Origin of the sequence: Sphingobium sp. B1D7B, assembly GCF_025961965.1 — a bacterium.
Taxonomy (GTDB): domain Bacteria; phylum Pseudomonadota; class Alphaproteobacteria; order Sphingomonadales; family Sphingomonadaceae; genus Sphingobium.
On sequence record NZ_JAOQOR010000001.1, the window covers coordinates 1754701 to 1779701 of the forward strand.

Here is a 25001-nt window from a genome sequence, read left to right on the forward strand (position 1 = left end):
TCTGAGTAGGGCCGCAGGCGCGTAGCGAAGACCCGTATCGAAGCATCTCAGTCATGGACTGCACCTTCGATACGCCGCTTCGACAGGCTCAGCAGCTACTCCGGACGAACAGAGGGCGGTCAGCAATGATGCCGTGTCTGAAAGTCCGCGTGGGGGAAAAGGTGTAATAGCCGCGCTTCGGCCACGCCGCTTGATCACCCCGGAATGACCTGCCCCGCGTCCACCCGCAAATAGGTCGCCTGATCCAGCCCGTTGAACAGATCGGCCTCGGTCCCCGTCATCCACACCTGCCCGCCGCTGGCGCGCAACCGCTCGAACAGGGCGTGGCGGCGCGTCGGATCGAGATGAGCGGCCACCTCGTCCAGCAGGATGATGAGCGGTCGCCCGCTCCGTGTGCCGACCAGCTGGGCGTGGGCGAGCATGATGCTGAGCAGCAGCGCTTTTTGTTCCCCTGTCGAGCACAGCGCCGCATCCTGCTGCTTGGCTTCGTGCGTGACCAGCAGGTCGGCGCGATGGGGGCCCACAAGCGTTCGCCCCGCCGCCCGGTCTCCCGTCCGCGCCGCGCGCAGCCGAGCGGCAAGGGTGCCTTCCTCAAATGGCTCGCCGGTCAGCCTCAAGGTCGGCCGGGCGAAGAGATGCTGCGCGCTGCGGGCGATCTCCTCTTCAAGTTCGGCGATCAGCGCCCGCCGTGCGGCGTCGATTGCGGCGCCATGTTCCGCCATGCGGGCTTCCAGTGCGGCGAGCCAGTCCGGGTCGGCCGGCCCGTCTTCTCCCAGCAGGGCATTGCGGGCGCGCATCGCGGCCTCATAGCGCGCGCTGTGATGGGCGTGCGATGGCGCCTGGGCCAGCACCAGCCGGTCCAGGAACCGGCGCCGCCCGCCGGGGCTGTCCAGAAACAGGCGGTCCATCGCCGGCGTCAGCCAGCTCAGCGACACACGCGTCGAGAGGGCATTGGCCGGGGAGGCGCGCCCGTCGATCCGCACTTGCCGCTTGTCCGGCGCATCAGGGTCGGTGCCGGTCCCCAAGGCGGCATCGCCCAATCGCGCGGCGACCGCAAATCCGCCCGGCCCGCTCTGCCGCGCCATGTCGCGCAGGGCAGCGCCGCGCAGGCCGCGGCCCGGCGCCAGCAGCGAAATCGCTTCGAGGATGTTGGTCTTCCCCGCGCCATTCTCGCCGGTCAGGACGATCATCGGCGCGTCAGGCACAATCAGGGCGTCGGCATGATTGCGGAAATTGGTGAGGGCAAGGCGGTCGATCGCCATGGCTGCTCGTAACCGGTGAGGGCTGGCACGCCAAGGGCTTCTATGGCAGATTGTGCGGATCGTGAGTCAGCAGACGGGAATGGGCATATGTTCGGCAAAGCATCGAAGACAATCATGGTTGCGATGCTGGGCAGCGCCCTGCTCGGCGGCGGCGCGCAGGCGGCGCTGCCGGTTGGCGCCAAGGCACCGGATTTCGAGACGCGCGGCGCGCTCGCCGGCAAGGTGTTCAGCGTCAAGCTGTCCGATGCGCTGAAGAAAGGCCCGGTCGTGCTTTATTTCTTCCCAGCAGCCTTCACCAAGGGCTGCACGGCGGAAACCAAGGAGTTTGCCGATCAGGCGGATGCGTTCAAGAAGGCCGGCGCCACGGTGATCGGCATGTCTGCCGACCCGGTCGACGTTCTGCAGCGTTTCTCCACCGAGGCATGCGGCAGCAAGTTCGCGGTCGCCTCGGCCGGGCCGCGCCTCATCACCAATTACGACGTGGCGCTCAAGGCCGACAATCCGGCCTTTGCGGGCAAGACGGACCGCACCTCCTATGTCATCAGCCCGGCGGGCCGGATCGTCTATGTGCATAGCGCGCTCGACTATCGCGACCATGTGAAGAACACGCTGGCCGCCGTCCGCTCGATGGCCAGCGACCACAAGCACTGATCATCCGCACCAGACCTGCCGGACGGCGCAGGGGTTTCCAGAGATCAGCCGGCAGGCGGCGCCGACGATGGCTTGCGCGACTGAGTTCGCTGGCTCTTCTGGCGTTTCTGCTGATCGTGCTGGCCCTGCTCCGTGCGCCGCCCGAACGGATCGAGGCCGCCGATGGGGCGCGCGTGCACGTGATGGATGGCGACAGCCTGCGGATCGGCCCGCGGATCGTGCGCATCGCGGACATCGACGCGGTCGAACTGAACCAGCGTTGCCAGGATGCGACCGGCCAGCCCTGGGACTGCGGCACGCAGGCGCGCGACGCCCTGCTGGCGCTGGTGCGCGGCGGGGGCCTCATCTGCGAGTCCCGGACGACGGATCAATATGGCCGCGCCGTGGCGACCTGCGCCACCACCCGGATCGCGGACATCGGCGCGATGATGGTGGCGCGGGGCTGGGCGATCAGCAACCTCGGGCGGGGCCCCGGCACCTATCGGCAGGAAGAGGAGGCTGCCCGGTCCGCGCAGCGCGGCATCTGGCGTGGCACGTTCGAGACGCCCTCGGTCTGGCGCGCCGCGCATCCGCGATCCTGACGGGCCAGCGACCCCGCAGGCGACCGCCGCTGTTGACTCTGTCCGGATTTGCTGGATGAGATTGGAGGAGCGGCCGGGCGCAGCATCGGCCGATGCATCAGTTTGAGCAAGCCGGCAAGGCGCCGGGTTTGGAGAGGAAAGTCATGGAGATTGCGAGCACGACGGCGTTCATCACGGGCGGGGCGAGCGGGATCGGCTTCGGCATTGCCCAGCAGCTGCTCGCCAATGGCGCCAGGCTGGTGCTGGCCGATATCCGCCAGGACCATCTCGATGAAGCCAAGGCGTTTTTCGAGGAGCGCCAGCAGGGCCGCAATGTCCACACCATGCGGCTCGACGTGTCCGACCGCGACCAGATGCGCGAGGCCGCCAAAGAATGCGAGGCCGTCATGGGCGGGCCGGAAATCCTGATCAACAATGCCGGCATCGATCCGTCCGGCCCGTTCGATCAGGCCACCTATGCCGATTGGGACTATGGCATTGGCGTCAACCTGATGGGGCCGATCAACGGCATCATGGAATTTGCGCCCGGCATGCGCCGGCGGGGCAAGGGTGGCCACATCGTCAACACCGCGTCGCTGGCCGGCCTGACGCCGATGCCGAGCTTCATGGCCATTTATGCCGTGGCGAAGGCGGGTGTCATCACCCTGTCTGAATCGATCCGCGACAGCATGGCGCAGGACAATATCGGCGTGACGGTGCTGATGCCCGGCCCGATCAAGAGCCGCATCCATGAGTCCGGCCAGAACCGGCCGGAGCGTTTCCGCTCGGGCAGCGGCCTTGCGCAGACGGAGGATCAGCTCGCCAAGCGCGTCGTGTCCGACACCTGGATGGAACCGACGGAAGTGGGCGACATGATCGTCGACGCGATCCGCAACAACACGCTGTACGTCGCGACGCACGGCAATTGGAAAGACAATGTGGAAGAGCGCTTCAAGGCGCTGATGGCCGCGATGCCGGAGGCCAAGCCGTTCGATTTCGGCGCGACCCTGGCCGTGCCGGACGAAGACTGAGGATTGATCCGGACCCGGAGCGCGCCTGCCTCTGATGCAGGGCGCGCGTCCGGGGCGTCGCTTAGCGCTGCGTGGTCGTCTGGCTGGTCGTCGCCTGGACGGTCTGCACCAGACCCGGTGTGCTGTTTGCGGCCGCAGCGCGCGCGAGCGATCCGTCCGGATCGGGCAGGCTGGCGGCCTTGTTCAGCTCCCACAGCAGGAACGTCGCCTTCTCGCTGAACGCGATGGGGGTCTGGTTCGCGACTTCGGCGAGCTGCGCCTTGGCCTTGGCGCAGAACTTGTCGCGCGACTGGGTGTTGGAATAGCGGTTGTAGAGCTTGGTCATATGGTCGTCATGGGCATCCTGCCACTTGCGACCGCCCTTGGCCTTGAACAGATCGACCTGCATCTGCGCGGCTTCCGACAGCAGGCCCTTATGGACAGAGAGCATCCGGTTATAATCGGAGACCATCGCGGCATTGTCCGGCCCCTGGCACAGCAGCACGGCGACGTTCAGGCCCGAGCGCAGGTGCCACATGTCCTGCCCCTTATTCTCGCCGATCAGAATCGGCGGCGGCGGCGGCACTTCGATCAGCGGGACATTCTGGGGAATGGGGACGGGAATGTTCTGCAGCGGCGCTTCGGCAACCTGCTTGGCGGTGCATCCGGCCAGGGCCAGCAGCGGCAGAGCGGACAGTGCGACTGCGGCCTTGATCCGCCGGCCCCCGATCATGCTCAATGCCATAACGTTCTTCCTCCCGAGGGGGCGCCATGGGTGGCGGCCCTGTTCCCATCAAGAGGCGCTTATCCTCCTCTGATTCCACCAAGGCAAGACCCTTATGGACTCGATTCGTCGCACCGGTGGGAACCCGCGACTCGCCGAGATTCAGAGCTTTGCGGCGATGGGGTTCATCGCCGCTGAAAGTGGATCAGTGTCGGGTGCCGGGGTGGGTGCGGGCTGCCTGTGCGCCGACCATATGCTGCAACACGATCACGCGCTGCCGCTCACGGTGCCAGTCGCGCGAGGGGTTGGCCTGAATCTGCGCAAGCAGACTCTGCAGCTCCTGGCGGCGATGCTCGATGGTGACCGGATCCATGCGGAAATCTCCTTCGACTGTATCGCTAGGAATACGTGCGCGCTGGCGACCGGTTCCCGCTCGCAAGCCCCTTCCGGCAGCAATGCATCGCACAGGTGCGCCTTTTCATCCGGCCGGGGATCACCAAGCCGGGATCACCAGCAGGCGGATTGCGCCGGATCGCATTTTTTCGGATAGTCGAAGGCGTTGGAAAACATCCGATAATCGGAAAGGGATCGAGGACATGAAAACAAGAAGGTCGGCGCTGCTTCTCGCGGTCGTGAGCGCATCCCTGCTCCTGTCTGCTTGCGCGACGGTGAAGGGCCTTGGCCGGGACATCGAGTCCGTGGGTCAGGCAGGCCAGGATGCGATGAAATAAGCGCTGATGACAAAAGCCCGGCCCGCTGGGGTCAGCGCGCCGGGCTCATGCTACAGCTCTGTGTCGGTCAGGCTTAGCGGCAGACGACATCGCCCCGGTCGACCGACCGTCCGATCATCGCCCCGGCACCCGCGCCGAGCACGGCACCCAGGATCGAGGAGCGGCCGCGATCGAGCTGATCGCCAAGCAAGCCACCCAGCGCCGCGCCGACGATCAGGCCGGTGGTGCCGTCCGACCGGCGGCAATAATAGCGATCATCATAGCCCCGATACACGCGGGTATCGCGGTAGACGCGCACCGGCTCATAGCCGCCGCGATAGTAACGGTCGGCATAATAGCCGCGATAGCGCGGGTCCGGCCGGTTATAGTCATAGGCGTAGACGACGCGCGGGGCAGGGCGGACGACAGGGCGGCGATCGATCACTACAACCCGGTCACGGCCCCGGCGGTCGTCCCGATCCCAACGGCGATTGTCATGACGATAATCGCGCCGATCATCGCGGCGGTAGTCACGTCGATCGTCGCGGTCCCGCTGCCAATCCCGGTCATGCCCGCGACCCGGGTCGGCAAAAGCGGGGGTGGCGGCCAGACCGCCCACGGTCACGGCACCAAGCGCCAGCGCCGCGATGCTGTTCTTCAGAGCCTTGTACATCTGTCTCACTCCGATCCTTATTCTGTCTCTCCCTGCAGCGGGAGATCGGATCGGACTGTATCGCGAGTCGCCTGAACCGGTGGCGACGGGCGGTTCATTTGGGGGAAAGGGGGAAGGACGCCCTTGAGGTCAATGACGGTTGGGCATGCGATCCCACAACCGGAGGGTTAACTTGAACCCGAACCTTGTCCAGTCGGACAGGCGGCAGGGCCGCCTGTCCTTCCGGCTTAGTGCTGTTTGAGAAGAGGACTGACAAGATGGCTCGACACCGAGAGATCGCTTTGCGCATCGTGTTCGAAAGCAAAACAACGATCTGATTTCAAATACAAACCTTCGTCATCCAAAATTTCCCAATACCATTCACCGTTCCGGCTTTGAAAAACGCTAGAAACTAGCATGTCTCAATTCCTTTTTGAGTGAAGGGAATGCTGGCCCGTCCAGGTTTAGGAAAAGCGAAATTTGAGGCTTCCGGAGGTCAGGGTGCATATTAGTCTATTCGACCGCTCCCCCTTATTCCTAAGAATTGGCTAATCCGGCCCTTACTTAAGGTCAGCTATTTTTCCGGCTTGTGATTCACGCCGGGGCGCCTCCTTTATTAGTGGTTGAATGATTACTCCGCCGCCACCCCGGCCCGCGAGAACATGTCCTCGCCGCTATCGCTTTCGGCCTCGCCGTCATTGGCGCGCATTTTCTTGCGGCGGTCGAAGCTGTCCCACACCTCGTTCCAGTTGCCGCGCGTGGCGCCCTTGGAATATTCGGTGGCGCGCGTTTCGAAGAAGTTGGCGTGCTCCACGCCGTTGAGCAGCGGGGTGAGCCAGGGCAGCGGGTGTTCCTCGATCATGTAGATCGGCTGGAAGCCGAGCTGGCCCAGCCGCCAGTCGGCGATGTAGCGGATGTAGCGCTTGATCTCCTTGGCGGTCATGCCGGGCACCGGGCCTTGCTCGAAGGCGAGGTCGATGAAGGCATCCTCCAGCCGCACGGTCTTCTGGCAGCAATCGATAATGTCTTCCTTCACCGCCTTGGTCAGGCAGTCGCGCTCCTTCACGAACTCGTGGAACAGGCGCACGATGCCCTCGCAGTGCAGGCTCTCGTCGCGCACCGACCAGGTGACGATCTGGCCCATGCCCTTCATCTTGTTGAAGCGCGGGAAGTTCATCAGCATCGCGAAGCTGGCGAAGAGCTGCATGCCCTCGGTGAAGCCGCCGAACATGGCGAGGGTGCGGGCGATGTCCTCATCGCTGTCCACGCCGAACTGCTGCATATAATCATGCTTGGCGCGCATCTCGTCATATTCGAGGAACATCGAATATTCGCTCTCGGGCATGCCGATGGTGTCGAGCAGGTGCGAATAGGCCGCGATGTGGATCGTCTCCATGTTGCTGAACGCGGTCAGCATCATCTTGATCTCGGTCGGCTTGAACACGCGGCCATATTTGTCGTGGTAGCAATCCTGCACTTCCACGTCCGCCTGGGTGAAGAAGCGGAAGATCTGCGTCAGCAGGTTGCGCTCATGGTCGGAGAGCTTCTGCGCCCAGTCGCGGCAATCCTCGCCCAGAGGCACTTCCTCGGGCATCCAGTGGACCTGCTGCTGGCGCTTCCAATAGTCATAGGCCCAGGGATATTCGAAGGGCTTGTAGACCTTGGAGGCTTGGAGAAGCGACATTTTTCCGGGCTCCGCAATTGGGATGGCTGTAGGGCACAAATAACTAGATGAAGGGGGATGCTAGCCCAATCCACCACAATGTCTAGCGGTGTTGTGGCGTTCATCCACAGTAAATTTTGTGTCCCCGGCCTTGACTTTCGCCAGCGCCGCAGGCCGCCGTCGGTTCAGCCGGCCATGCGCTCCAGCCCCCAGGCGAACAGCGCGAGGATGAGCGCGAAGGAGAGCGCCATGGTGCCGGCGATGCGCTTGCCATAGACCCCCTGCGGCGTCCGCGCCTTGCGCGCGAGGATGAGCGCACCGCAGAGCGCCGCCGTGCCCGAGACGCCGGCCATGATGAGCGCCGGGAGGGTCATTTCCAGAAGATGTCGCGCCGTCCCCGGCTGAGGCGATTGCGGAACATCTGCACATACATCCACATGCCGGACATCGCGAAGAAGACGAGCGCGAAGCCGGAGAGGAGGGAGATGATCACGCCGACCGGGCCGAAAAACTCGCCCGAATGGAGATGATGGAACAGGCCAACCAGCTTGCGGGCGGGATTCGGCGCGGCCTGTGTGGCTGGCTGGGCGGCGGGCGGCGCGCCGGGCGCACCCGCAGACGGGCCGGCCTTCTGCGTCGCAACCGACGCCTGCGCGGCTGGCGGAGCCCCGCGCTCTTCGGTCTCGAACACGCTCCCCCGCGCGACCATCGCGGCGAAATGGCTGCCCAAGCCAGTCAGGGCGATGAACAACATGAACAGGCCGATGAAGACGGTGGTCCAGCGATGCCATTTGCGCATGGGTGCATCCTTTCTTGCGGAAGGCAGGTGTAGCGTGGGGAGAACGGGGCTCGCCATCACCGGCCGCGCCAGCGATCGACATAGACGGTCACCGTCTTGGTCTTGCGCGCGCCCACGCCGAAGACGACGACGCCGAGGAAATAGCCGAAATCATACCATCCGCCATTATTGGGCACGGCATAGACCGCGACATCATCCGCGATCAGCGACAGCGCCCAGGCGAAGGGGAAGATGAAGCCGTGCCACAGGCCGAGCAGGAAGCCGGGCGTATCCGGCGCGCTGCTCACCGCCGCGGCGCTCTGCCGGGCGCATCCGCCAAGGATCAGCAGCAGGCCCACCGGCAAGGCGAGCGCGGCGCCGGTGCCGGCAGAGGGGCGGGGCATGGGGTGCGTGGTCATCGCGTCGGTCATCCGCTGCTGTGTGACCGCTCCGGCGGCCGGACGCATTGACCCCTATCAAAAGCGGCGCGCGCCGTCTCGCGCCGGATTGCGCTCGGCGCCGGCCGTGAACAGCCCAGTCGTGGCTGCGATGCGCTGGATGGGGCGGGGCTTTCGGAACGCTCCGCCGCCTCGGCCGTTCTGTCTTCAGTACCATCTAGTTCATTGTATCTGCAGAGAAAAGGAGCGAGCCATGTTCGAGAAGTGGCGCATCAAGGAGCATATGGAAGTCGCGGATGCGAGTGGCCGCCATGTCGGCACCGTCGACAAGGTGGACGGCGATCTGCTGGTCCTCACCCGCACGGATTCGGCGGACAGCCGCCATCACCAGATCAACCTTGATTATGTCGATAGCATCCATGACGATCGTGTCACGCTCAAGCCCGATACGCCCATGCCTGAGGGCCTGACGATCGGCGGCGGCTATGCCGATGGCACGCGTCCCGGCGTCCAGTCCGGCGGCGTGAAGACGGACAGCTATGCCGGCAGCGCGGCGACCACCAGCACGACCGGCACCAACGAGAATTCGCAGATCTTCGGCACCAGCGGCCTTGGCACCGGCATGGGCGGGTCCGGCACGCCCTCGACCTGAGGCACATTCGCCTGAACAAGTCCGGTGGCCGGGTCCCTCCCGCCCGGCCACCAACACATCGCTGCGACGAAAGAGCGCCTGCATACGTCCGTCCGATGCAGCGAGACGGCCCAACGTGCGTCAGGCGCGATTGATCGCGCGGCCCTTGTTCCCCGGCCTGTCGACCCTATCTGATAGGGAACAGGTTCAGTGAATGCTGCACCCAAAGGGGTAGAAAGTCGCTTCGGCGGTGATCTCCCACACACAGCCGAGCGGCTGAAAAGGGTCCGGTCTCCCATCCCCCCACCCCCCGGGAGGCCGGACTTCTTTTCCGCTCACATCTTCCGAAAAATTGGCCCCGAGGTCAGTCGCGCAGGAAGGCCTGCAGCGCCGCGAGTGTCGCCTGCGGGTCGCTCTCCTGCAGATTGTGCGTGGCATTGGGCAGCGCATGGCCGCGCACGTCCGTCGCCTCGGCCTGCCACACGCCCAATATGTCATCGAACAGGCGCGGATAGAGCCCCTTGCCGGCCCAGATGGCGAGCAGCGGGCAGGTGATCTTCTTCCCCGCCGCCAGATCGGCATGGTCCAGATCCAGATCGACCGAGGCCGAGGCGCGATAATCCTCGCACATCGCATGGAGCATCGCCGGGTCGAGCCGGTGGCGATCATATTCCCGCTCGATCTCGCTGGACGCCTCGACCGCCCGCGCCTGGTAGCGCGCCAGCGTCTCCTCCTCCGGAATGGGCGCCGGGCGCAGGAAGCTGAACCAGTGATAATAGCCGCGCACGAAGCCGAGCGTGACATGGCTGTAGAGATAATGCTCCGGCAATATGTCCAGCACCGCGAGCTTGCGGACCTTCTCGGGATGATCCAGCGCCATCCGCCGCCCGACCCGCGCGCCCCGATCATGCCCGACGAGCAGGAAGCGCTCATGGCCCAGCTGCGCCATCACCTCCACGCCATCCTGCGCCATCGCCCGCTTGGAATAAGCCGAATGATCCGCGCCGCCCTCCGGCTTGCTGCTATCCCCATAACCGCGCAGATCGGCCAGCACGACGGTGTAGTCCCGCGCGAGCGCCGGGGCGACGAGATGCCAGGTGACAAGCGATTCCGGCGCGCCATGGAGCATGAGCAACGGCGGCCCCGATCCGCCCGTGACAACATTGATCTCCGCGCCGCTGGTCTTGATCCGCAGGTTGCGAAAGCCGGGGTAGAGCTTCTGCCAGAGCGGCGGGGTGGGGGTTTGCGCCTGAGCGGCGGGTGGCGCGATATTTGCGTCGCCGACGGCACCGCAATTTATAGTATCGCGGCATACGTTCACGGACGGACTTCCTTAGCGGCTGGATATGAAGCTCAATGTGGATGGGAGAGGGGAGCCGGTCAAGGTATTGAAAGAAAATAGACTTGACTGATTCAGTCGATACAGGGTTTGATCGTGCGTGGTGGACCGTGGTGGGGGTGGAACATGGAAGAAGCGGCAGTTAGACGTGCTCTATTACATCTGACTTCGCTAGGGGACACGGACATATTCCCCTCGCCTTTTGAATTCGTATTTTATGACGAATGCGCCGATAAAATCACTGAAATTGTCTGTGGGCTTAACACCGGGCAATATTGACCAAAAAGTTGTGTAGAAATATTGAGCCCAAAGAGAGAGTTGTCATTTAGAATTGCGCATCAACTTTATCCATCTGATACATTGCTATATACGAGTGCGGTGATTCAAATTGCCCCTTCGATTGAAGAGATTAGATTACCTGTCGAGAACGGACCTTTTTCTTACCGTTTCGTTGATAAAGCGGACGAGCCTAGATTATACTCAGAGTCTTCAAGCTTCCACGATTGGCTCCTTCGTGTGAAAGCGATATGCGATGAAGCAGATCCATTCTCTGACGTTAAATATGTCATCGAAACGGACATTTCTGATTTCTACGCCCGAATATATTTCCATCGTATTGAGCATATAATGGATGATTGTGGTGCGCCAAATTCAGTAAGGAAAGTAATCGAAGGTATAATAAAGTATAGCCGCGCAAGGCAATCATACGGATTGCCGGTGGGAACCGCTGCCTCAAGATTGTTAGCAGAAGGTTTGCTTAACGATACTGATCGAATGATAGTAGAAAGGTCGAGTGGGTATACTCGATTCGTGGACGATTTTCGAATTGTGGTCGATCACCAAAGCCAAGTCCATGCAACGTTGTGTAAACTTGCCGAGCATCTCATGCTTACGGAAGGGCTTTCTCTAAACTCTAGCAAAACTCGGACTTACACAACGGAGGATTCTGTAAAGCAAATTGATAAAAAACTATCCGATGTTTTTAACGACGATGAACTTGTAAGTATCAGTAGATATATAAGGCAAGTTTACGATGACGAAGATATTTCTATTGAAGAGATAGAGGATGTAGACCCGGAAAGGCTTGTGGACAAGCTCGTTGAATTAATTAAGTCTGACGCCGTTGATTATGCCGCAGTAAAGGTTTTAATGAAAGCATTACGGGCGGTGTCAATAGAAGACGGATTAAAAGTAGTAGATAGAACTACAGAGCTTCTTTATTATCTTCCTAGAGATTACTGTCTTTTCCTCGGGTCGTTAGCGCAACGCGCAGAGGGAATTGCAGACGATTTGGCTGAAAAGTTGGTTTCCGTACTGGAAGGTCCCCCTTATTCTGAGATGACTTTATCTAGAATTTGGGTGGCGCATCTTTTCGTTTCTCAAGCTCTACCGATTAGTCGGGCGCGTTTGGAGCGTTTAAGGTTGAATGGATCTGTCTTGGAGAGGCGCCAGAAGCTCCTGTTGCTGGGTTTGCTTGGTGATCGCTCCTTCTTCCGCGAAAAGAAAACAAGTTTTGATGAGATGAGTGATTGGGAGAAGCCAGCTTTGATGCTGGGAGCCTCATGCTTATCAAAAGGTGAATATACTACGTGGCTCGGAACTATCAAAAGTCGGATGAATGATCCGTTTGAAGATATCTATCATTCTTGGCTTGTTCAGAATCAGTCTGCCTTGTTTGAAAAACTTAAGGTCCAATTCAAAGTGAAGTCAAAAGGCGAGATGATGGCGGAAGCACTTGACGATCTAGGCGATGATTTTCCTGCATTTTAACAGTTATTCACTCCGCCGCCTCACTCACAGCCTTCTTCCCCAGCAACGGCGCCAGATACCGCCCCGTATAGCTCCGCTTCTCCTTCACCACCTGCTCGGGCGTGCCGGTCGCGACGATCTCGCCGCCTTTCACGCCGCCTTCCGGCCCCAGGTCGATGATCCAGTCGGCGGTCTTGATGACATCGAGATTATGCTCGATCACCACCACACTGTTGCCCTGTTCGACCAGCGCGTGGAGGACTTCGAGCAGTTTGCGCACGTCCTCGAAATGGAGGCCGGTGGTGGGCTCATCGAGAATGTAGAGGGTGTTGCCGGTGGCGCGGCGGCTCAGCTCCTTGGCGAGCTTCACGCGCTGGGCCTCGCCGCCTGAGAGGGTCGTCGCCTGCTGGCCGACCTTCACATAGCCCAGGCCCACTTCCGCGAGCATGGCCATGCGGTCGCGGATCGGCGGCACGGCCTTGAAGAACTCGACGGCGTCTTCCACCGTCATGTCCAGCACGTCAGCGATGCTGTGGCCCTTGAACTTCACCTCCAGCGTCTCGCGATTGTAGCGCTTGCCGTGGCATTCCTCGCAGGTGACGTAGACATCCGGCAGGAAGTGCATCTCGATCTTGATGACGCCATCGCCCTGGCAAGCCTCGCAGCGGCCGCCCTTCACGTTGAAGGAGAAGCGGCCGGGCTTGTAGCCGCGCGCCTGGCTTTCCGGCAGGCCGGCGAACCAGTCGCGGATGTTGGTGAAAGCGCCGGTATAGGTCGCCGGGTTGGAGCGCGGGGTGCGGCCGATGGGCGACTGATCGATGTCGATCACCTTGTCGAGATGCTCCAGCCCCTCGATCTTGTCATGCGCGCCGGCGATGACGCGGGCGCCATTCAGCGCGCGGGCGCTGGCGGCATAGAGCGTATCGATGGTGAAGCTGGACTTGCCCGAGCCGGAGACGCCGGTGATGCAGGTGAAGGTACCGAGCGGGATGGACGCGCTGACGCCCTTGAGATTGTTGGCACGGGCATTTTTGACGGTCAGCTTCTTGCCGCTGCCCTTGCGGCGCTTGGCGGCGACGGGGATTTCGCGCGTGCCGTTGAGATAATCGGCGGTGAGCGAGCCCTGCGTCGCCAGCACATCGGCCAGCGTGCCCTGCGCGACGATCTCGCCGCCATGCACGCCGGCGCCCGGCCCCATGTCGACGATATGGTCGGCCGCGCGGATCGCGTCCTCATCATGCTCCACCACGATGACGGTGTTGCCGAGATCGCGCAGGCGCTTGAGCGTCACCAGCAGCATGTCGTTGTCGCGCTGGTGGAGGCCGATGCTCGGCTCATCCAGCACATAGAGCACGCCGGAGAGGCCCGAGCCGATCTGGCTGGCGAGGCGGATGCGCTGGCTCTCGCCGCCCGAGAGCGTGCCGCTGGTGCGGTCCAGATTGAGATAATCGAGGCCGACATTGTTGAGGAAGCCGAGCCGCTCGATAATCTCCTTGAGGATGGCCTTGGCGATCTGGTTCTGCTGGTCGGTCAGCTGCTGGGGCAGGGCAGTGAACCAGGCCAGCGCATCCACCACGCTCATGCGGGTGGGGGTGGCGATGTCCTGCATCGCGACCTTCACGGCCAGCGCCTCGGGCTTTAGGCGCGCGCCGCCGCAGGTCTCGCAGGGCTGCGCGGTCTGGAACTTGCCCAGCTCCTCGCGCATCCAGGCGCTGTCCGTCTGCAGCATCCGGCGGTTCAGATTGCCGATGACGCCCTCGAACGGCTTGGAGACGCTGTAGCTCTTGCGCCCATCCTGGAAGGTGAGGGTGACCGGCTTGCCGCCCGTGCCGTGCAGGATGATGAGGCGCACCTCGCCCGGCAGCTCGCTCCACGGCGTCTCCAGGCTGAAGCCGAAGGCCTTGGCGAGGGAGGCGAGCACCTGCATGTAATAAGGGCTCGGCGGATTGGACTTGGCCCAGGGCACGATCGCGCCCTTTTTGAGCGTCAGCGCCTCATTGGGGACAACGAGCTGCTCGTCGAACTCCAGCTTCTCGCCCAGACCATCGCAGGCCGGGCAGGCGCCCTGCGGCGCGTTGAACGAGAACAGGCGCGGCTCGATCTCCTGAATGGTGAAGCCGCTGACCGGGCAGGCGAATTTTTCGCTGAAGATGATGCGGTTGGCCGGGATGCCGGCGTTTTTCATGCCTTTTTTCAGCCCCTCCCCTTCAGGGGAGGGGTTGGGGTGGGGCTGCTGCGTCGCGCCCGTGACTTCCGATGACGGCATTGAGCCGCCATCTCCAGCACCCACCCCTTGCCCCTCCCTTGAAAGGGAGGGGTTAAGGAGAGACGCCACCGTCCCCTCAGCCAGATCCACATAAGCCAGCCCCTCGGCCAGCTTGAGCGCGGTCTCGAAGCTCTCCGCCAGCCGCTGCGCCATATCTTCGCGGACCACCACGCGGTCCACCACCACCTCGATGTCGTGCTTGTACTTCTTGTCGAGCGCGGGGGCTTCCTCGATGGGGTAGAATTCGCCATCGATGCGCACGCGGGTGAAGCCGGCCCGCTGCCACTCGGCCAGCTCCTTGCGATACTCGCCCTTGCGGCCGCGCACGACCGGGGCGAGCAGATAGACCCGCGTCCCTTCCGGCAGCGCCAGCACGCGGTCGACCATCTGGCTGACCGTCTGCGCGCTGATCGGCAGGCCGGTGGCGGGGGAGTAAGGCACGCCCACGCGCGCCCACAGCAGGCGCATATAGTCGTAGATCTCGGTCACGGTCGCGACCGTGGAGCGCGGGTTGCGGCTTGTGGTCTTCTGCTCGATGGAGATGGCCGGCGAGAGGCCGTCGATATGCTCGACATCCGGCTTCTGCATCATCTCCAGGAACTGGCGCGCATAAGCAGAGAGGGACTCCACATAGCGCCGCTGGCCCTCGGCATAGATGGTGTCGAAGGCGAGGCTCGACTTGCCGCTGCCGGAGAGGCCCGTGATGACGACCAGCGCATCGCGCGGCAGATCCACGTCAATGCCCTTGAGATTGTGCTCGCGCGCGCCGCGCACCGAAATATGGGTAAGGCTCATGGGCGGTGTTCTATCTCTGTTCCTGAAGGGAATCCAGCGGCAAGGTTCAGCCAGAGGCACAGATAGGATCGCCCGAGGCCAGATGCGAGATGGCCCGACGGACATTCGAGCGATTGCACGTGCATCGAGTCTTGATCTTAATCATTGTACCAGCAGGCCGTGGCGTGGAATGCCCGGCCCGACAGACGACGGAGAACGACATGACCCTGGCACGTTACGCACGACTGGCGACCCTTGCAGGCACCATGATGGTTTCAGCCACCGTCGCGCTGGCGCAGGACACGCCGCAGGAGCAGGAAGAGCGGCGTGTGCTCCATGCCGAGCAGGCAAAGCTGGCAGCGCAGCAGATGAGCGATTTCGAAGCGCAGAAGAAGGCCATTGCCGACGAGCAGGCCGCGCGTGAACAGACCTATCGCGACGCGCTGGCGGCACGGGATGCGAAGATCGCCGCCGAACAGGCGCAGGCCGCCGAGGCGCGGGCGAAGTGGGAGGCGGATGTCGCGGCCTGTCTGGCTGGCGACAAGACCAAATGCGCGCCGCTTCCGCCGAAGACCAGAAAGTAGGAGGCCATCTCCCGCGCGACGGCTCCTGGCAAACGCTAGGGGCTGACGTCGTGGACCAGATGCTCAAGCTCGGCGGGGTCCGGATAGACGCCCGCCAGCACGTGATCGAAATGGGTGCGCACCATGTCGTTGCATGAACAGGCGCGCTGACGCAGCCGATCCGCATCCAGCACGACGAGCGAGCCGCGCCGGGTCTGGACGAGCCCGTCGGTCTTGAAGCTCTTGATCAGGCGGCTGGCATAGCTGCGCGCAATGCCGAGAAGGGACCCGAATTCCTCCTGCGTCATCATCACCTGATTGTTGCCGGTGCGATCGACAGCGGCCGTCAGCCATTTGGCCGCCCGCATCTCCAGGCTGTGGACGGCGTTACACGCGACCGACTGGAAAATCTGGGCGAGCAGACAGTCCGCATAGCGGCTGAGCAGATCGCGAATGGCGGGAGAACTCGCTTTCAGCGTCTCCAGCGTCGCAGAATCGAACCGGGCGAAATAGCCGCCATGCATCACGCATGACCGGGAGTAAGCCGCCAGCCGCCCGCTGCTGACGATGCCGCCCACAGCGCCCTCACGGCCGACCATCGCGATCTCGACCGACGAGCCGTCGTCCATCAGCACGTGGAAAGTCGCGACCGCATCGCCAAGGGGGAAATAAGCGGCCACCACGGTATCGCCGGGGTCGTAAAGGGTCGTGCCCGTGGGTAGGCGCACGACGCGCGCCACTTTGGCCATAAGGGCCAGATCGGCAGGGTTCAGCGCTGCCACCAGATTGTTATGATCGATGCCGGGCGAGACGATGTCGTGCATGCGATGCATAACGATCAGCCCCCGCCGCAGTTCCCGTCTATGTTCAAAAGTGAACAGACATCCATCAACTCACCGCGCATAGAGGCACCGCAGAGCCGCGTTCATGATAGTAAACGGGCCGCAAAGGGTCAGTAACAGGGGCAGGCCGGCGCCTCTCGTTGAATGTTCGAGGAACCGGGGATGCTGAATGTTCTTTTGCTTGAAGATGAAATGCTTATCGCGCTCGACCTTGAGTTGACGTTGCGCGAATTGGGGGCGGATGAGGTCTATCCCGTCGCCACAGTGAGCCAGGCGATTACAGCTCTGGAAAGCGGCAATATCACCGGTGCGATCGTCGATTATAATCTGGGCGGCGAAACCTCGGAGCCAGTTTTGATGGAACTGGAGGCGCGCAAAATCCCGTTCGTGGTGATGAGCGGCTATCCGGACAGCAGCTATCTGGGCGATGGCACCAGGGATTGGCCGATGCTTCCCAAGCCGGCGGGGCTGAGCGCCCTGCGCGAGGTTCTTGCCAGCATGAAAGCCTCGAAAAGCTAGGCGTAACGCGCTATCGCCGTGACGGGAGGCTGGCGAAGCAGGGCGCATTCCAAGCGTGGCGAATACTTGACCATGCTAATGATTGTGCTACTATCGGCCTCCTCAGGAGCAGGATAGACTGATGACGATCACGGCCACACCCATCACCCCTCGTTTCGGCGCCGAGATTTCTGGCGTGGACATCAGCAAGCCGCTGGATGCGGATACGGTCGCCGAGCTGATCGCTCAGCAGGATCGCTGGGGCGTGACCGTCTACCGGAACACCGGGCTGGACGATGAGGGGCAGATCGCCTTCGCCCGCAATTTCGGCCATCTGGAGAGCCTGCCGCCCCGCGAGGGCCGCCCGCGCATCTTCCTGTTCAACGCCGGCAATCTGAATGCGCAGGGCGAGATCAATTGGGATCCCGGCGCCACCACCTATCGCAAGGGTGACCAGATCTGGCACACGGACAGCAGCTTCATGGACCTGCGCACATCTTATTCCATGCTCCGCGCCGTCGAAGTGCCGCCGTCGGGCGGGCCGACCTGGTTTGCCGATGCACGCTCGGCTTATGACGACCTGCCGCAGGACGTGAAGGACAAGATCGAAAATCTGGAATGCGAGCACAGCCTCTGGTGGTCGCGCAAGCAGGGCGGCGCCGAAATCAGCCGCGAGGATATCGAGGCGCGTCACCGGCCAGTCCACAAGCTGGTGCATGTTCACAAGGGTTCGGGTCGCAAGATGATCTACGCCGGCGCGCATTGCTATCGCGTCGTCGGCTGGGGCTGGGAAGAGAGCCGCGAGCTGATCGATTATCTCAACAATTTCGCGACGCAGGACCAATATGCCATCAGCGTCGATTATGCCGTCGGCGACATGGTGATCTGGGACAATCTGGCCGTGTTCCACAAGGGCGGCCAGTTCGACTGGAACGAGCGCCGCGACATGCGCCGCGCCACCGTGCGTGAAGCGCCGGCACCGGAGGTCGAGGACGATCCGTTCGGCGAGCTGTTCCGGACTGCACCCCCGATTTCGCCGAAGGGTGCCGCAGCGGCCTGATCTCCATTTGCAAGCTTTCCCGCAGCCGTGGGCATTCGTCGCACGCATCGGTCTGCTTGCCTTGTGGCGCCAAGCGGCTACTATCGGGGGAACGAGGGCAAAGAAACACAGGCCGGTGGCTGGCGGGTGCCGCGACCGGACTCGGTATTCTTCGTGAAATGTTGCGCTGCAACATCATTTGTTCCGCTGACGCTTCGCGAAATAGATACAGAATTACAACGGCTTTCAGAATTTTTCGGTAAACTGAATGCCGCTCCGGAAAATTCCTGTTGCGTCGCACAAGATAATCTGATTCCATGTGAACGTTGCGCAACGGAGGCTTAAGCTGCCGGTAACCAGGCAGGGCATAGTCTCCAAGGCGTAAATGATGGAGGCAGCATTGGGTCAGCATTCCAAGCCGACTGACGGGGTCGTAACCCTCGCGGAACTGCGCGAGTTCGCCTCCTTCCCGGCTGCAACGCAGCGTTACATCCGCCGCTCTCTCGATGTCGCCTTCCATCGCGGTGCGCCCATGGAAACCTGGGGGCGCGACGTGGTCGAGGCGGCGAGCATCAAGGCGCAGAGCCGCCTCTATGGCCGGCTGGACGAAATCAAGGCGCGGGTGCCCGATGATAGCGGGCTGGATCAGGTCGAGCCGTTCATGGCACCGCTGGTCACCGTCTCCGCCTTTGACCTTGGCCAGAACCGGTTGAACAGCTTCTCGGCCTATCGCTTCCTCTACGAGCGTCTCATCGGCGCAGGGTCGCGCCCCTGGCTGCCCGGCGCCTTCTGCGCCGCCGCCAGCCTGCCGCACCTCCACCCCGAACGTCGGCGGGCCCTGCTCCAGTCGATCAGCGAAGCCGCCGCCACGGCTGCGGGCTGGTCGAGCCGCGAGCCGAGCTTCTACCCGGAATGGGTGGAAAAGGTGGATGTGAGCAAGGAGCCGCATTGAGGGCGAGGGTGCCCTAAGGGCGCTCACGGTTCATTACCCGTCACCCCGGACTTGATCCGGGGTCCCGCTACCTTCTGGACTTAGGGGCGCAAACGCGTTCTGACAGTCCCCAATCCAACGCATCACAAGAAGCTGGACCCCGGATCAAGTCCGGGGTGACGAAGTGGGATAGGGCGGCCCTATTCTTGTGCGGCCATCGGCGTCGCTCACTCCGCCGCCAGCAAATCCTCAGCCGCCTGCAAGTCCACCGACACCAGCCGGCTCACACCCTGCTCGATCATCGTCACCCCGAACAGCCGGTGCATCCGGCTCATGGTGACGGCGTTGTGCGTCACGATCAGATAGCGGGTCGCGGTATCCTGCACCATCCGCTCCAACAGTCCGCAGAAGCGCTCGATATTGGCGTCATCCAACGGCGCATCGACCTCGTCCAACACGCAGATCGGTGCCGGATTGGTTAGAAAGAGTCCGAAAATAAGCGCGACTGCGGTGAGAGCCTGCTCACCACCCGAAAGCAGCGTCAGCGTCGTCAGCCGCTTGCCGGGCGGCTGGGCGAGGATTTCAAGGCCGGCTTCCAGCGGGTCATCGCTCTCGATCAGTTCCAGATGCGCGCTGCCGCCCTGGAAGAGCGTGCTGAACAGGCGCTGGAAATGGCCATTCACAGCCTCGAAGGCCGCGAGCAGCCGTTGCCGCCCCTCGCGATTGAGATGGCCGATGGAGCCGCGCAGCTGGTTGATCGCGGTGGTGAGTTCCTCGCTTTCGGCGCGGCTCCTGGTCTGCGTCTCCTCCAGCTCGGACAGTTCCGAGGCGGCGACGAGATTGACCGGGCCGATCCGCTCGCGGTCCAGCACCAGCTTGTCATAGCGGGCCTGCTCTTCGGATGCGGCGACGACCTCCTCGCTCGCGAAGCCGAGCTTGCTCGGGAGCACGGGCGGCGGGCAGGAGAAGCGCTCGCCGCAGGTCTGGCCGATTTCCCGGCGGCGCGCGACGGCATGTTCGGCGCGCGCCTGCGCTCCGGCCCGTGCCTCGCGGGCGGTGGAGAGAGCCTCATTGGCATTGGCGAGCGCCTTCTCGGCGGCGGTCAATGTCGCCTCGGCGGCGGCTTCCTCGCTACGGCTGCGCTCGACAGCGGCGTGATGGTCGCGAGCGGCCTGCGTCAAGGCATCGAGTTCCGTCGCCAGCCCTGCGGGCCGATCGCGCAGCCCGTCCAGTTCGCTGGCCTGCGCTTCGGCGCGGGTCTTCATCTCGGCCACGCGACGCACGGCATCGCCGGCGCGCGCCTTCCAGCCCGCCACGTCGCTGCGGATGGCCTTCACGCGCTCCTCATCGGCAGCCAGGGCCCGCTCGGCCATGGCACGCTCAGCCTGCACCTGGCCGATCGCGGCGCGGCACCGTTCTGCACCGGACTTGAGCAGATCGACGCGCGCCGCGGTGTCGTCGCCAGCCGGGAGCGCATCATGGGCGGCCTGCGCGCTCTCCAACTCGCGCTCGGCGGTGGTGAGATCGGCAGAGGCTTCCTGATGGCGCCGGTCGAGGTCCGCCCGTTGTCCGGCAAGGCGCTCCAATGCGGTCGCCACTTCGCCGAGCGTGCGCTCCGCCCCGCGCAGGGCCGTGTCGGCAGCGCTCATCGCCTCGCGGGCAGCGCGCTCGTCGGTGCCAGCCTCGCGCAGCGACGCCTCGGCGGCGGCCAAGGCCTGCTCGGCGGCGCTCACGGTGGCGGCGACGGCGGGCCGCTCCTGCTCAATCGCGGCAAGGCGGTTGATGCGGATCAGTCGCTCGGCCGCCGCGCCGCCGCCCTCCTGCGCCACGAACCCATCCCAGCGCCGCAATTGCCCGTCGCGCGTGACAAGGCGCTGGCCCACCGCAAGCGGCTGGCCGTCATCCTGCTCGACCACGGCGATCTGGGCGAGACGGCGGGCGAGTGCCTCGGGCGCGCGCACATGGGAGGCGAGGGCATCACATCCATCCGGCAAAGCGGGGTCGCGCGCATCGATGGCGGCGCCGCTCCAGCGGGCCAGACCCTGCGCCCCCAGCGCGGCCTGCAGATCATCCCCCAACGCGGCGGCGAGCGCGTGCTCATAGCCGGGGTCGACGCGCAGCGCATCGATGGCGCGATCGCTGCTGCCCTGCGTCTCCAGCCCGCGGGCCAGTGCCTTGGCTTCGCTATCCAGCGCGGCGACGGTGGCGCGGGCGGCGGCGAGCGCGCGCTGTTGCTCGGCGACCGCCTGCGTATGCGTCTCGCGGGCCTGCGCAGCGGCGGCGATGCGCGCCTCGGCATCGGTGCGCCGGGTGAGGGCATCGGCCTTGGCTTGCTCGGCTTCGCGCTGGCGGGTGGCGAGCGGCGCGGCATCGGGCAGGGCGGTGAGGGCAGAGGCGATCCGCTCGGCCTCGCTGCGGGCGCGGGCAAGCTTCTGCCGCGCGGCATTCAGCCCAGCCTCGGCAACCCGGCGCTCGGCCTGTTCGCCGGCCAGTCGCGCCATGGCTTGCGCCAGCGCGACCTCGGCGTCGCGGCTGGCCGTTTCGGCCTCCGCGAGGCGCGTCACGAAGGCCGGCAGTGTCGTCTTCGCCGCCTTGATCCGCTCGGCGAGCGTCGCATCCTCGGCCTGCAGCGCCTCGATGGCACTGGCGGCATCGGCCGCAAGCGCGCCCTCGCGCTGCTGGTCTTCGCTCACGCGGGCGAGCTGGCCTTCCAGCTCGGCGATCCAGCGCAGCAGGGTATCGCGTTCGCCTGTCAGCCGCTCCAGCGCGAAGCGGGCCTCGGTCGCGGCCTCCCGGGCCTCGTTGGCGGCCGTGCGTGCGCGCGCCAGTGTCTCGATGGCGGCCTGCTGATGAGCGGCGGCGTCCAGCTGCGCCTCCTGCGCCACCCGCACCAGCGCCTCGGCCTTCTCGGCATCCTGCGCGGCACGGTCGGCTTCGGTCGCGGCCTCGCGATGGCGGGCGAAGAACACGCGGCCCTCGGCCAGCACGATCTTTTCGCTTAATTCCGTGTAGCGCTCGGCGGCTCGCGCTTGTCGACGAAGCGCATTGGCGCGCACGTCCATTTCGGCGAGGATCTCGTCGAGCCGGGCGAGGTTGGCGGCGCTCGCCCGCAATTTCTGCTCGGCATCCTTGCGGCGCACATGCAGGCCGGCGATGCCCGCCGCTTCTTCCAGCATCGCGCGGCGCTCGGCGGGCTTGGCGGCGATGACGGCGGCGATCTTGCCCTGGCTGACCAGTGCCGGGCTGTGCGGACCGGTGGCGGCATCGGCGAAGAGCAGCGCGACATCCTTGGCGCGCACGTCCCGCCCGTTGGCGCGATAGGCGCTGCCCGCGCCGCGCTCGATGCGCCGCATGACTTCCAGCTCGCCATCGCTGCCCATGTCGATCGCCGGCAGCACGGTGCCCGGCGGCACGCTGGCGAACAGGCCGACTTCGGCAAAGTCGCGCGCCGGGCGAGTGGCGGTGCCGGCGAAAATCACATCGTCCATCCCGCCGCCGCGCATGGATTTGGGGCTGGATTCGCCCATCACCCAGCGGATCGCCTCCAGCAGATTGGATTTGCCACAGCCATTCGGCCCGACAATGCCGGTCAGCCCCGGCTCGATCCGCAACTCGGTCGGCTCGACGAAGCTCTTGAAGCCGGTCAGCTTGAGGCGGCGAATCTGCATGGCTTAGCGGGCAGGGCGGCCCAGCCGGACTGACCCAGCCTGCGAGGCGGTGCGCCGTCTGACGCCCGCTCCGATGCTATGGCCCCCCAGCCTCGCCAATCAGGCGCCTGCGTTCTTCAGCTGCTCGACGAGTTGCGGCCAGGTCGACACATTGTCGAGCTTGCTGCCGTTCATGATGAAGCTCGGCGTGCCGGTGATGGAATATTGCGCCGTGTCGCGCTCCACATTGGCGGCGAGCGTTTCGGCCGTCTCGGGGTCGGCCAGGCACTGGCGGGCCTTCGCCTCGGGCACGCCGCGCTCCATGGCGAACTCGATCAGCCCGGCGGCCTCGGCCATGCGCTGGAAGCGCTGATCCGGCGCGGCCGACATGGCGTTCTTATACGCATCCTCGCCGGCGGACTGCAGCTTCTCGATGATCGCCTGCTGATTGGCGAAGAACTGGTGGGTCAGCGGGAAGAAGGCTTCCGGGCCGGTGCAGCGGGCCAGCATCGCCATGCTGATGTCGAGCGGGTTCATCACGAAGTTGCGGAACTCGAAGCTCACCTTGCCCGTGTTCACATAATCGCGCTCGAGCACATCCTTGGATTCCTCGGAGAAGTGCGCGCAGTGCGGGCAGGTGTTGGATGCGAACTCGATGATCTTGATCGGCGCATCCGGGTTGCCCATGCGGATGCCGCCCTCGGGCGTGGCGACGACCTGCTGCGCCCATGTGGTCCCCGCCGGCGCGGCTTTGCCTTCCACCTTGCCGATGGGCGCGCTCGAGTTGCTGTCCTGAGAGCCGCAGGCAGCGAGAGCCAGCAGAGCGAGGGCAAGCGGGGCGGTAGCAAGGCGTTTCATGGGACGGACGGGCCTCATCGATCGGGGGACGGAAAGTGGCTGTGCGGGCCGGTCTAGCTCACTTGCCGGACGCGGGCAATGGCGGCAACAGGGGGCGCAGCGCGTCCCACGTATGCACATTCTCCAGCGGTTTGCCGTTGAGCAGGAAGAAGGGCGTGCCGGTGAATTCCTTGATAGTGCCGGCGCTGGAGGTCAGCCCGAGCACGGTCTTGAGCATCGCCTCGTCGGCCAGGCATTTGCCCTGCGCCGCTGGCGTCAGGCCGCGCTTGGCGAGGAGCGGGCCGAGCCCGGTGCCCCCGGCGATGGCGGTCAGCTGCGCGGCGCGATTGGCGGCCGGCGGCTTGCCTTCCTGCGCCTGGGCAAAGCTCTGCGCGCGGGTCATCCAGGCCTGATAATCGGCGAACATCGCTTCATGATTGCCAACGAATCGCGTCGCGCCGCCGCAGCGCGCGAGCAGCGCCGCCGTCAGGTCGAAGGGATCGCGCACGAAATTGCGCAGCTCCAGCGAGACCAGGCCGCGCCGGATCCACTGGGCCTTGAGCGCGGGCGTTCCGGTCGCCTGAAAATCCGCGCAATGCGAGCAGGTGTAGCTGAGATATTCGACCAGCTTGGTGGGCGCCGCCGGATTGCCGACCACGAAGGCGCCGTTCGCACCCAGCGTTACGGTCTGGCTCCAGTCGCGCGCCGCGCTGCGCTGCGCACTGGCGGGGGCTGGCAGAAGCAGCGTGAGGGCAAGCGTCAGCGCCGCAAGGCACAGGGCACCCAATGCGGCGATCTGTCGGGAGACGGACGAAGCTGGCGAGATGACGGTCATGGGCATGGTCCCGTGATGGAGATTTGGCTTAGCTGATCTTGGGGGGGCGCACAGGGTTGGAGAAGCTGCGCGCCATCGATTCGAGCACGGTGCGCAGTTCCGGGTCGCTCACTTCGCGCAGGCCCTCGCCCAGCTCCTGGGGGATCGGGCGCAGCATGGTGGGCGGCGGGCGATGCACCGGCTCGCGCGGGATGACCTGGCCCTGCTTGATGGCGACGCGGGAGACGGCCTCATAGCCGAAGAAGCGGTTCACCCGCTCGATGATCTCCGGCACGATATGTTGGACCATCGGCGCATGGCCGCTGGCGACCGTCAGCTGCAGCGTCCCCCCCGAGCGCTTCCCGGTGGGGAAGCGGATCGAGTCGGGGCTGGTCAGCTCCGCATAGCGCTTGCCGACAATCTCGGCCCAGCGCGTGACGATGCTGGACTGGATGAAGCCGAACTTGCGGAAGGCGGCCCGGCCAATGTCCGGCATGAGATCGGAAATCGCGCGGGGCGCGTTGATTCGCGGGCGTTCCTGCGGCGGCATCTCGGCCTTGCCGGCCCCATTGGCCTTGCGCGCGGCCGGGCGTTTCGCCCGGCTGGCCTTTGTGGGCGCCTGCGCATCTGGGGTGGCTTCTGTCATGGCTGCGTCCATGCCAT

The 25001-nt window shown here is 64.2% G+C and carries 25 protein-coding genes; 10 read left to right on the top strand and 15 right to left on the bottom strand.

The genetic code is table 11. The annotated features are described in order from the left end of the window. Positions 1-194 precede the first annotated feature (194 nt). A complete protein-coding gene (gene recF, locus M2336_RS07950) occupies positions 195-1262 on the bottom strand; it encodes a DNA replication/repair protein RecF (protein ID WP_264574590.1) in 1068 nt (355 codons plus the stop codon). 87 nt (positions 1263-1349) lie between these two features. Here recF and M2336_RS07955 point away from each other — a divergent pair, with 87 nt between their 5' ends. The 3 genes from M2336_RS07955 to M2336_RS07965 all read left to right on the top strand — a co-directional run bounded on the left by M2336_RS07955 (position 1350) and on the right by M2336_RS07965 (position 3504). Further along, complete coding sequence (locus M2336_RS07955) at positions 1350-1913, top strand: peroxiredoxin (protein WP_264592782.1); 564 nt, start codon at positions 1350-1352, stop codon at positions 1911-1913. Between the two features lie 116 nt (positions 1914-2029). Then, positions 2030-2494, top strand: a complete 465-nt coding sequence (locus M2336_RS07960; RefSeq protein WP_264592783.1) for a thermonuclease family protein — start codon at positions 2030-2032, stop codon at positions 2492-2494. A gap of 143 nt (positions 2495-2637) precedes the next feature. Next, positions 2638-3504: an SDR family NAD(P)-dependent oxidoreductase gene (locus M2336_RS07965; protein WP_264592784.1), complete on the top strand. Its 867-nt coding sequence runs from the start codon at positions 2638-2640 to the stop codon at positions 3502-3504. Positions 3505-3565: 61 nt separating this feature from the next. Here M2336_RS07965 and M2336_RS07970 read toward each other — a convergent pair whose 3' ends face one another. Continuing rightward, a complete protein-coding gene (locus M2336_RS07970; protein WP_264569603.1) occupies positions 3566-4228 on the bottom strand; it encodes a hypothetical protein in 663 nt (220 codons plus the stop codon). 184 nt (positions 4229-4412) lie between these two features. Continuing rightward, positions 4413-4580 carry a hypothetical protein gene (locus tag M2336_RS07975; RefSeq protein ID WP_181558878.1) on the bottom strand — a complete coding sequence of 56 codons (168 nt, stop codon included), beginning with the start codon at positions 4578-4580 and terminating at the stop codon, positions 4413-4415. Positions 4581-4803: 223 nt separating this feature from the next. Between M2336_RS07975 and M2336_RS07980 the strand changes: the two genes are divergently transcribed. Further along, positions 4804-4938: an entericidin A/B family lipoprotein gene (locus tag M2336_RS07980; RefSeq protein WP_181558879.1), complete on the top strand. Its 135-nt coding sequence runs from the start codon at positions 4804-4806 to the stop codon at positions 4936-4938. A 73-nt stretch (positions 4939-5011) separates the two neighbouring features. Here M2336_RS07980 and M2336_RS07985 read toward each other — a convergent pair whose 3' ends face one another. The 5 genes from M2336_RS07985 to M2336_RS08005 form a co-directional block, all read right to left on the bottom strand. Continuing rightward, positions 5012-5590, bottom strand: coding sequence for a glycine zipper 2TM domain-containing protein (locus M2336_RS07985; protein WP_264592785.1), 579 nt, complete (start codon positions 5588-5590; stop codon positions 5012-5014). A 610-nt stretch (positions 5591-6200) separates the two neighbouring features. After that, positions 6201-7253, bottom strand: coding sequence for a ribonucleotide-diphosphate reductase subunit beta (locus M2336_RS07990; protein ID WP_181558882.1), 1053 nt, complete (start codon positions 7251-7253; stop codon positions 6201-6203). A 164-nt stretch (positions 7254-7417) separates the two neighbouring features. Beyond that, complete coding sequence (locus tag M2336_RS07995) at positions 7418-7606, bottom strand: hypothetical protein (RefSeq protein WP_181558883.1); 189 nt, start codon at positions 7604-7606, stop codon at positions 7418-7420. Further along, positions 7603-8031, bottom strand: a complete 429-nt coding sequence (locus M2336_RS08000; RefSeq protein WP_264592786.1) for a PepSY domain-containing protein — start codon at positions 8029-8031, stop codon at positions 7603-7605. The genes M2336_RS07995 and M2336_RS08000 overlap by 4 nt, the downstream gene beginning before the upstream one ends. Before the next feature lie 56 nt (positions 8032-8087). Then, complete coding sequence (locus tag M2336_RS08005) at positions 8088-8414, bottom strand: hypothetical protein (RefSeq protein WP_264593253.1); 327 nt, start codon at positions 8412-8414, stop codon at positions 8088-8090. Between the two features lie 247 nt (positions 8415-8661). Here M2336_RS08005 and M2336_RS08010 point away from each other — a divergent pair, with 247 nt between their 5' ends. Next, a complete protein-coding gene (locus M2336_RS08010; RefSeq protein ID WP_264569609.1) occupies positions 8662-9060 on the top strand; it encodes a DUF2171 domain-containing protein in 399 nt (132 codons plus the stop codon). Positions 9061-9403: 343 nt separating this feature from the next. Here M2336_RS08010 and M2336_RS08015 read toward each other — a convergent pair whose 3' ends face one another. Then, complete coding sequence (locus M2336_RS08015) at positions 9404-10360, bottom strand: alpha/beta fold hydrolase (RefSeq protein WP_264574596.1); 957 nt, start codon at positions 10358-10360, stop codon at positions 9404-9406. 336 nt (positions 10361-10696) lie between these two features. Between M2336_RS08015 and M2336_RS08020 the strand changes: the two genes are divergently transcribed. Beyond that, positions 10697-12148, top strand: a complete 1452-nt coding sequence (locus tag M2336_RS08020) for an RNA-directed DNA polymerase (RefSeq protein ID WP_264592787.1) — start codon at positions 10697-10699, stop codon at positions 12146-12148. 7 nt (positions 12149-12155) lie between these two features. Here M2336_RS08020 and uvrA read toward each other — a convergent pair whose 3' ends face one another. After that, the gene (gene uvrA / locus M2336_RS08025) at positions 12156-15188 is read right to left on the bottom strand and encodes an excinuclease ABC subunit UvrA (RefSeq protein ID WP_181558887.1); all 3033 of its coding nucleotides are present in this window, start codon (positions 15186-15188) and stop codon (positions 12156-12158) included. A 200-nt stretch (positions 15189-15388) separates the two neighbouring features. Here uvrA and M2336_RS08030 point away from each other — a divergent pair, with 200 nt between their 5' ends. Next, the gene (locus M2336_RS08030; RefSeq protein WP_264569613.1) at positions 15389-15751 is read left to right on the top strand and encodes a hypothetical protein; all 363 of its coding nucleotides are present in this window, start codon (positions 15389-15391) and stop codon (positions 15749-15751) included. A gap of 35 nt (positions 15752-15786) precedes the next feature. Here the strand turns inward: M2336_RS08030 and M2336_RS08035 are convergent, their stop codons facing one another. Continuing rightward, positions 15787-16563: a Crp/Fnr family transcriptional regulator gene (locus tag M2336_RS08035; RefSeq protein ID WP_264592788.1), complete on the bottom strand. Its 777-nt coding sequence runs from the start codon at positions 16561-16563 to the stop codon at positions 15787-15789. A gap of 153 nt (positions 16564-16716) precedes the next feature. Here M2336_RS08035 and M2336_RS08040 point away from each other — a divergent pair, with 153 nt between their 5' ends. The 3 genes from M2336_RS08040 (at position 16717) to M2336_RS08050 (ending at position 19061) form a co-directional block, all read left to right on the top strand. Then, on the top strand, positions 16717-17091 hold the full coding sequence (locus M2336_RS08040) for a hypothetical protein (protein WP_264569615.1): 375 nt from the start codon (positions 16717-16719) through the stop codon (positions 17089-17091). 121 nt (positions 17092-17212) lie between these two features. Then, positions 17213-18130 (top strand): TauD/TfdA dioxygenase family protein, encoded by a 918-nt coding sequence (locus M2336_RS08045; RefSeq protein WP_264569616.1) that lies wholly within the window; start codon positions 17213-17215, stop codon positions 18128-18130. A gap of 367 nt (positions 18131-18497) precedes the next feature. Continuing rightward, positions 18498-19061 (top strand): hypothetical protein, encoded by a 564-nt coding sequence (locus M2336_RS08050; RefSeq protein WP_413715962.1) that lies wholly within the window; start codon positions 18498-18500, stop codon positions 19059-19061. 206 nt (positions 19062-19267) lie between these two features. Here M2336_RS08050 and smc read toward each other — a convergent pair whose 3' ends face one another. The 4 genes from smc to M2336_RS08070 form a co-directional block, all read right to left on the bottom strand. Next, positions 19268-22708, bottom strand: a complete 3441-nt coding sequence (gene smc / locus M2336_RS08055; RefSeq protein WP_264592789.1) for a chromosome segregation protein SMC — start codon at positions 22706-22708, stop codon at positions 19268-19270. A gap of 99 nt (positions 22709-22807) precedes the next feature. Further along, positions 22808-23545 carry a DsbA family protein gene (locus tag M2336_RS08060; RefSeq protein WP_264592790.1) on the bottom strand — a complete coding sequence of 246 codons (738 nt, stop codon included), beginning with the start codon at positions 23543-23545 and terminating at the stop codon, positions 22808-22810. Between the two features lie 58 nt (positions 23546-23603). Further along, a complete protein-coding gene (locus tag M2336_RS08065) occupies positions 23604-24359 on the bottom strand; it encodes a DsbA family protein (RefSeq protein ID WP_264592791.1) in 756 nt (251 codons plus the stop codon). Positions 24360-24387: 28 nt separating this feature from the next. Continuing rightward, positions 24388-24984, bottom strand: coding sequence for a DUF721 domain-containing protein (locus M2336_RS08070; protein ID WP_413714801.1), 597 nt, complete (start codon positions 24982-24984; stop codon positions 24388-24390). Positions 24985-25001 lie beyond the last annotated feature (17 nt).

Coding starts and splice junctions, on each gene's coding strand:
- M2336_RS08035 (WP_264592788.1), bottom strand. CDS start 16,563: ATGCATCGCATGCACGACATCGTCTCGCCCGGCATCGATCATAACAAT.
- M2336_RS07975 (WP_181558878.1), bottom strand. CDS start 4,580: ATGGATCCGGTCACCATCGAGCATCGCCGCCAGGAGCTGCAGAGTCTG.
- recF (WP_264574590.1), bottom strand. CDS start 1,262: ATGGCGATCGACCGCCTTGCCCTCACCAATTTCCGCAATCATGCCGAC.
- M2336_RS08060 (WP_264592790.1), bottom strand. CDS start 23,545: ATGAAACGCCTTGCTACCGCCCCGCTTGCCCTCGCTCTGCTGGCTCTC.
- M2336_RS07970 (WP_264569603.1), bottom strand. CDS start 4,228: ATGGCATTGAGCATGATCGGGGGCCGGCGGATCAAGGCCGCAGTCGCA.
- M2336_RS08050 (WP_413715962.1), top strand. CDS start 18,498: ATGGAGGCAGCATTGGGTCAGCATTCCAAGCCGACTGACGGGGTCGTA.
- M2336_RS07955 (WP_264592782.1), top strand. CDS start 1,350: ATGTTCGGCAAAGCATCGAAGACAATCATGGTTGCGATGCTGGGCAGC.
- M2336_RS08030 (WP_264569613.1), top strand. CDS start 15,389: ATGACCCTGGCACGTTACGCACGACTGGCGACCCTTGCAGGCACCATG.
- M2336_RS08040 (WP_264569615.1), top strand. CDS start 16,717: ATGTTCGAGGAACCGGGGATGCTGAATGTTCTTTTGCTTGAAGATGAA.
- M2336_RS08010 (WP_264569609.1), top strand. CDS start 8,662: ATGTTCGAGAAGTGGCGCATCAAGGAGCATATGGAAGTCGCGGATGCG.
- M2336_RS08000 (WP_264592786.1), bottom strand. CDS start 8,031: ATGCGCAAATGGCATCGCTGGACCACCGTCTTCATCGGCCTGTTCATG.
- M2336_RS08045 (WP_264569616.1), top strand. CDS start 17,213: ATGACGATCACGGCCACACCCATCACCCCTCGTTTCGGCGCCGAGATT.
- smc (WP_264592789.1), bottom strand. CDS start 22,708: ATGCAGATTCGCCGCCTCAAGCTGACCGGCTTCAAGAGCTTCGTCGAG.
- M2336_RS08005 (WP_264593253.1), bottom strand. CDS start 8,414: ATGCCCCGCCCCTCTGCCGGCACCGGCGCCGCGCTCGCCTTGCCGGTG.
- M2336_RS07965 (WP_264592784.1), top strand. CDS start 2,638: ATGGAGATTGCGAGCACGACGGCGTTCATCACGGGCGGGGCGAGCGGG.
- M2336_RS07995 (WP_181558883.1), bottom strand. CDS start 7,606: ATGACCCTCCCGGCGCTCATCATGGCCGGCGTCTCGGGCACGGCGGCG.
- M2336_RS07985 (WP_264592785.1), bottom strand. CDS start 5,590: ATGTACAAGGCTCTGAAGAACAGCATCGCGGCGCTGGCGCTTGGTGCC.
- M2336_RS07980 (WP_181558879.1), top strand. CDS start 4,804: ATGAAAACAAGAAGGTCGGCGCTGCTTCTCGCGGTCGTGAGCGCATCC.
- uvrA (WP_181558887.1), bottom strand. CDS start 15,188: ATGAGCCTTACCCATATTTCGGTGCGCGGCGCGCGCGAGCACAATCTC.
- M2336_RS08070 (WP_413714801.1), bottom strand. CDS start 24,984: ATGACAGAAGCCACCCCAGATGCGCAGGCGCCCACAAAGGCCAGCCGG.
- M2336_RS07990 (WP_181558882.1), bottom strand. CDS start 7,253: ATGTCGCTTCTCCAAGCCTCCAAGGTCTACAAGCCCTTCGAATATCCC.
- M2336_RS08065 (WP_264592791.1), bottom strand. CDS start 24,359: ATGACCGTCATCTCGCCAGCTTCGTCCGTCTCCCGACAGATCGCCGCA.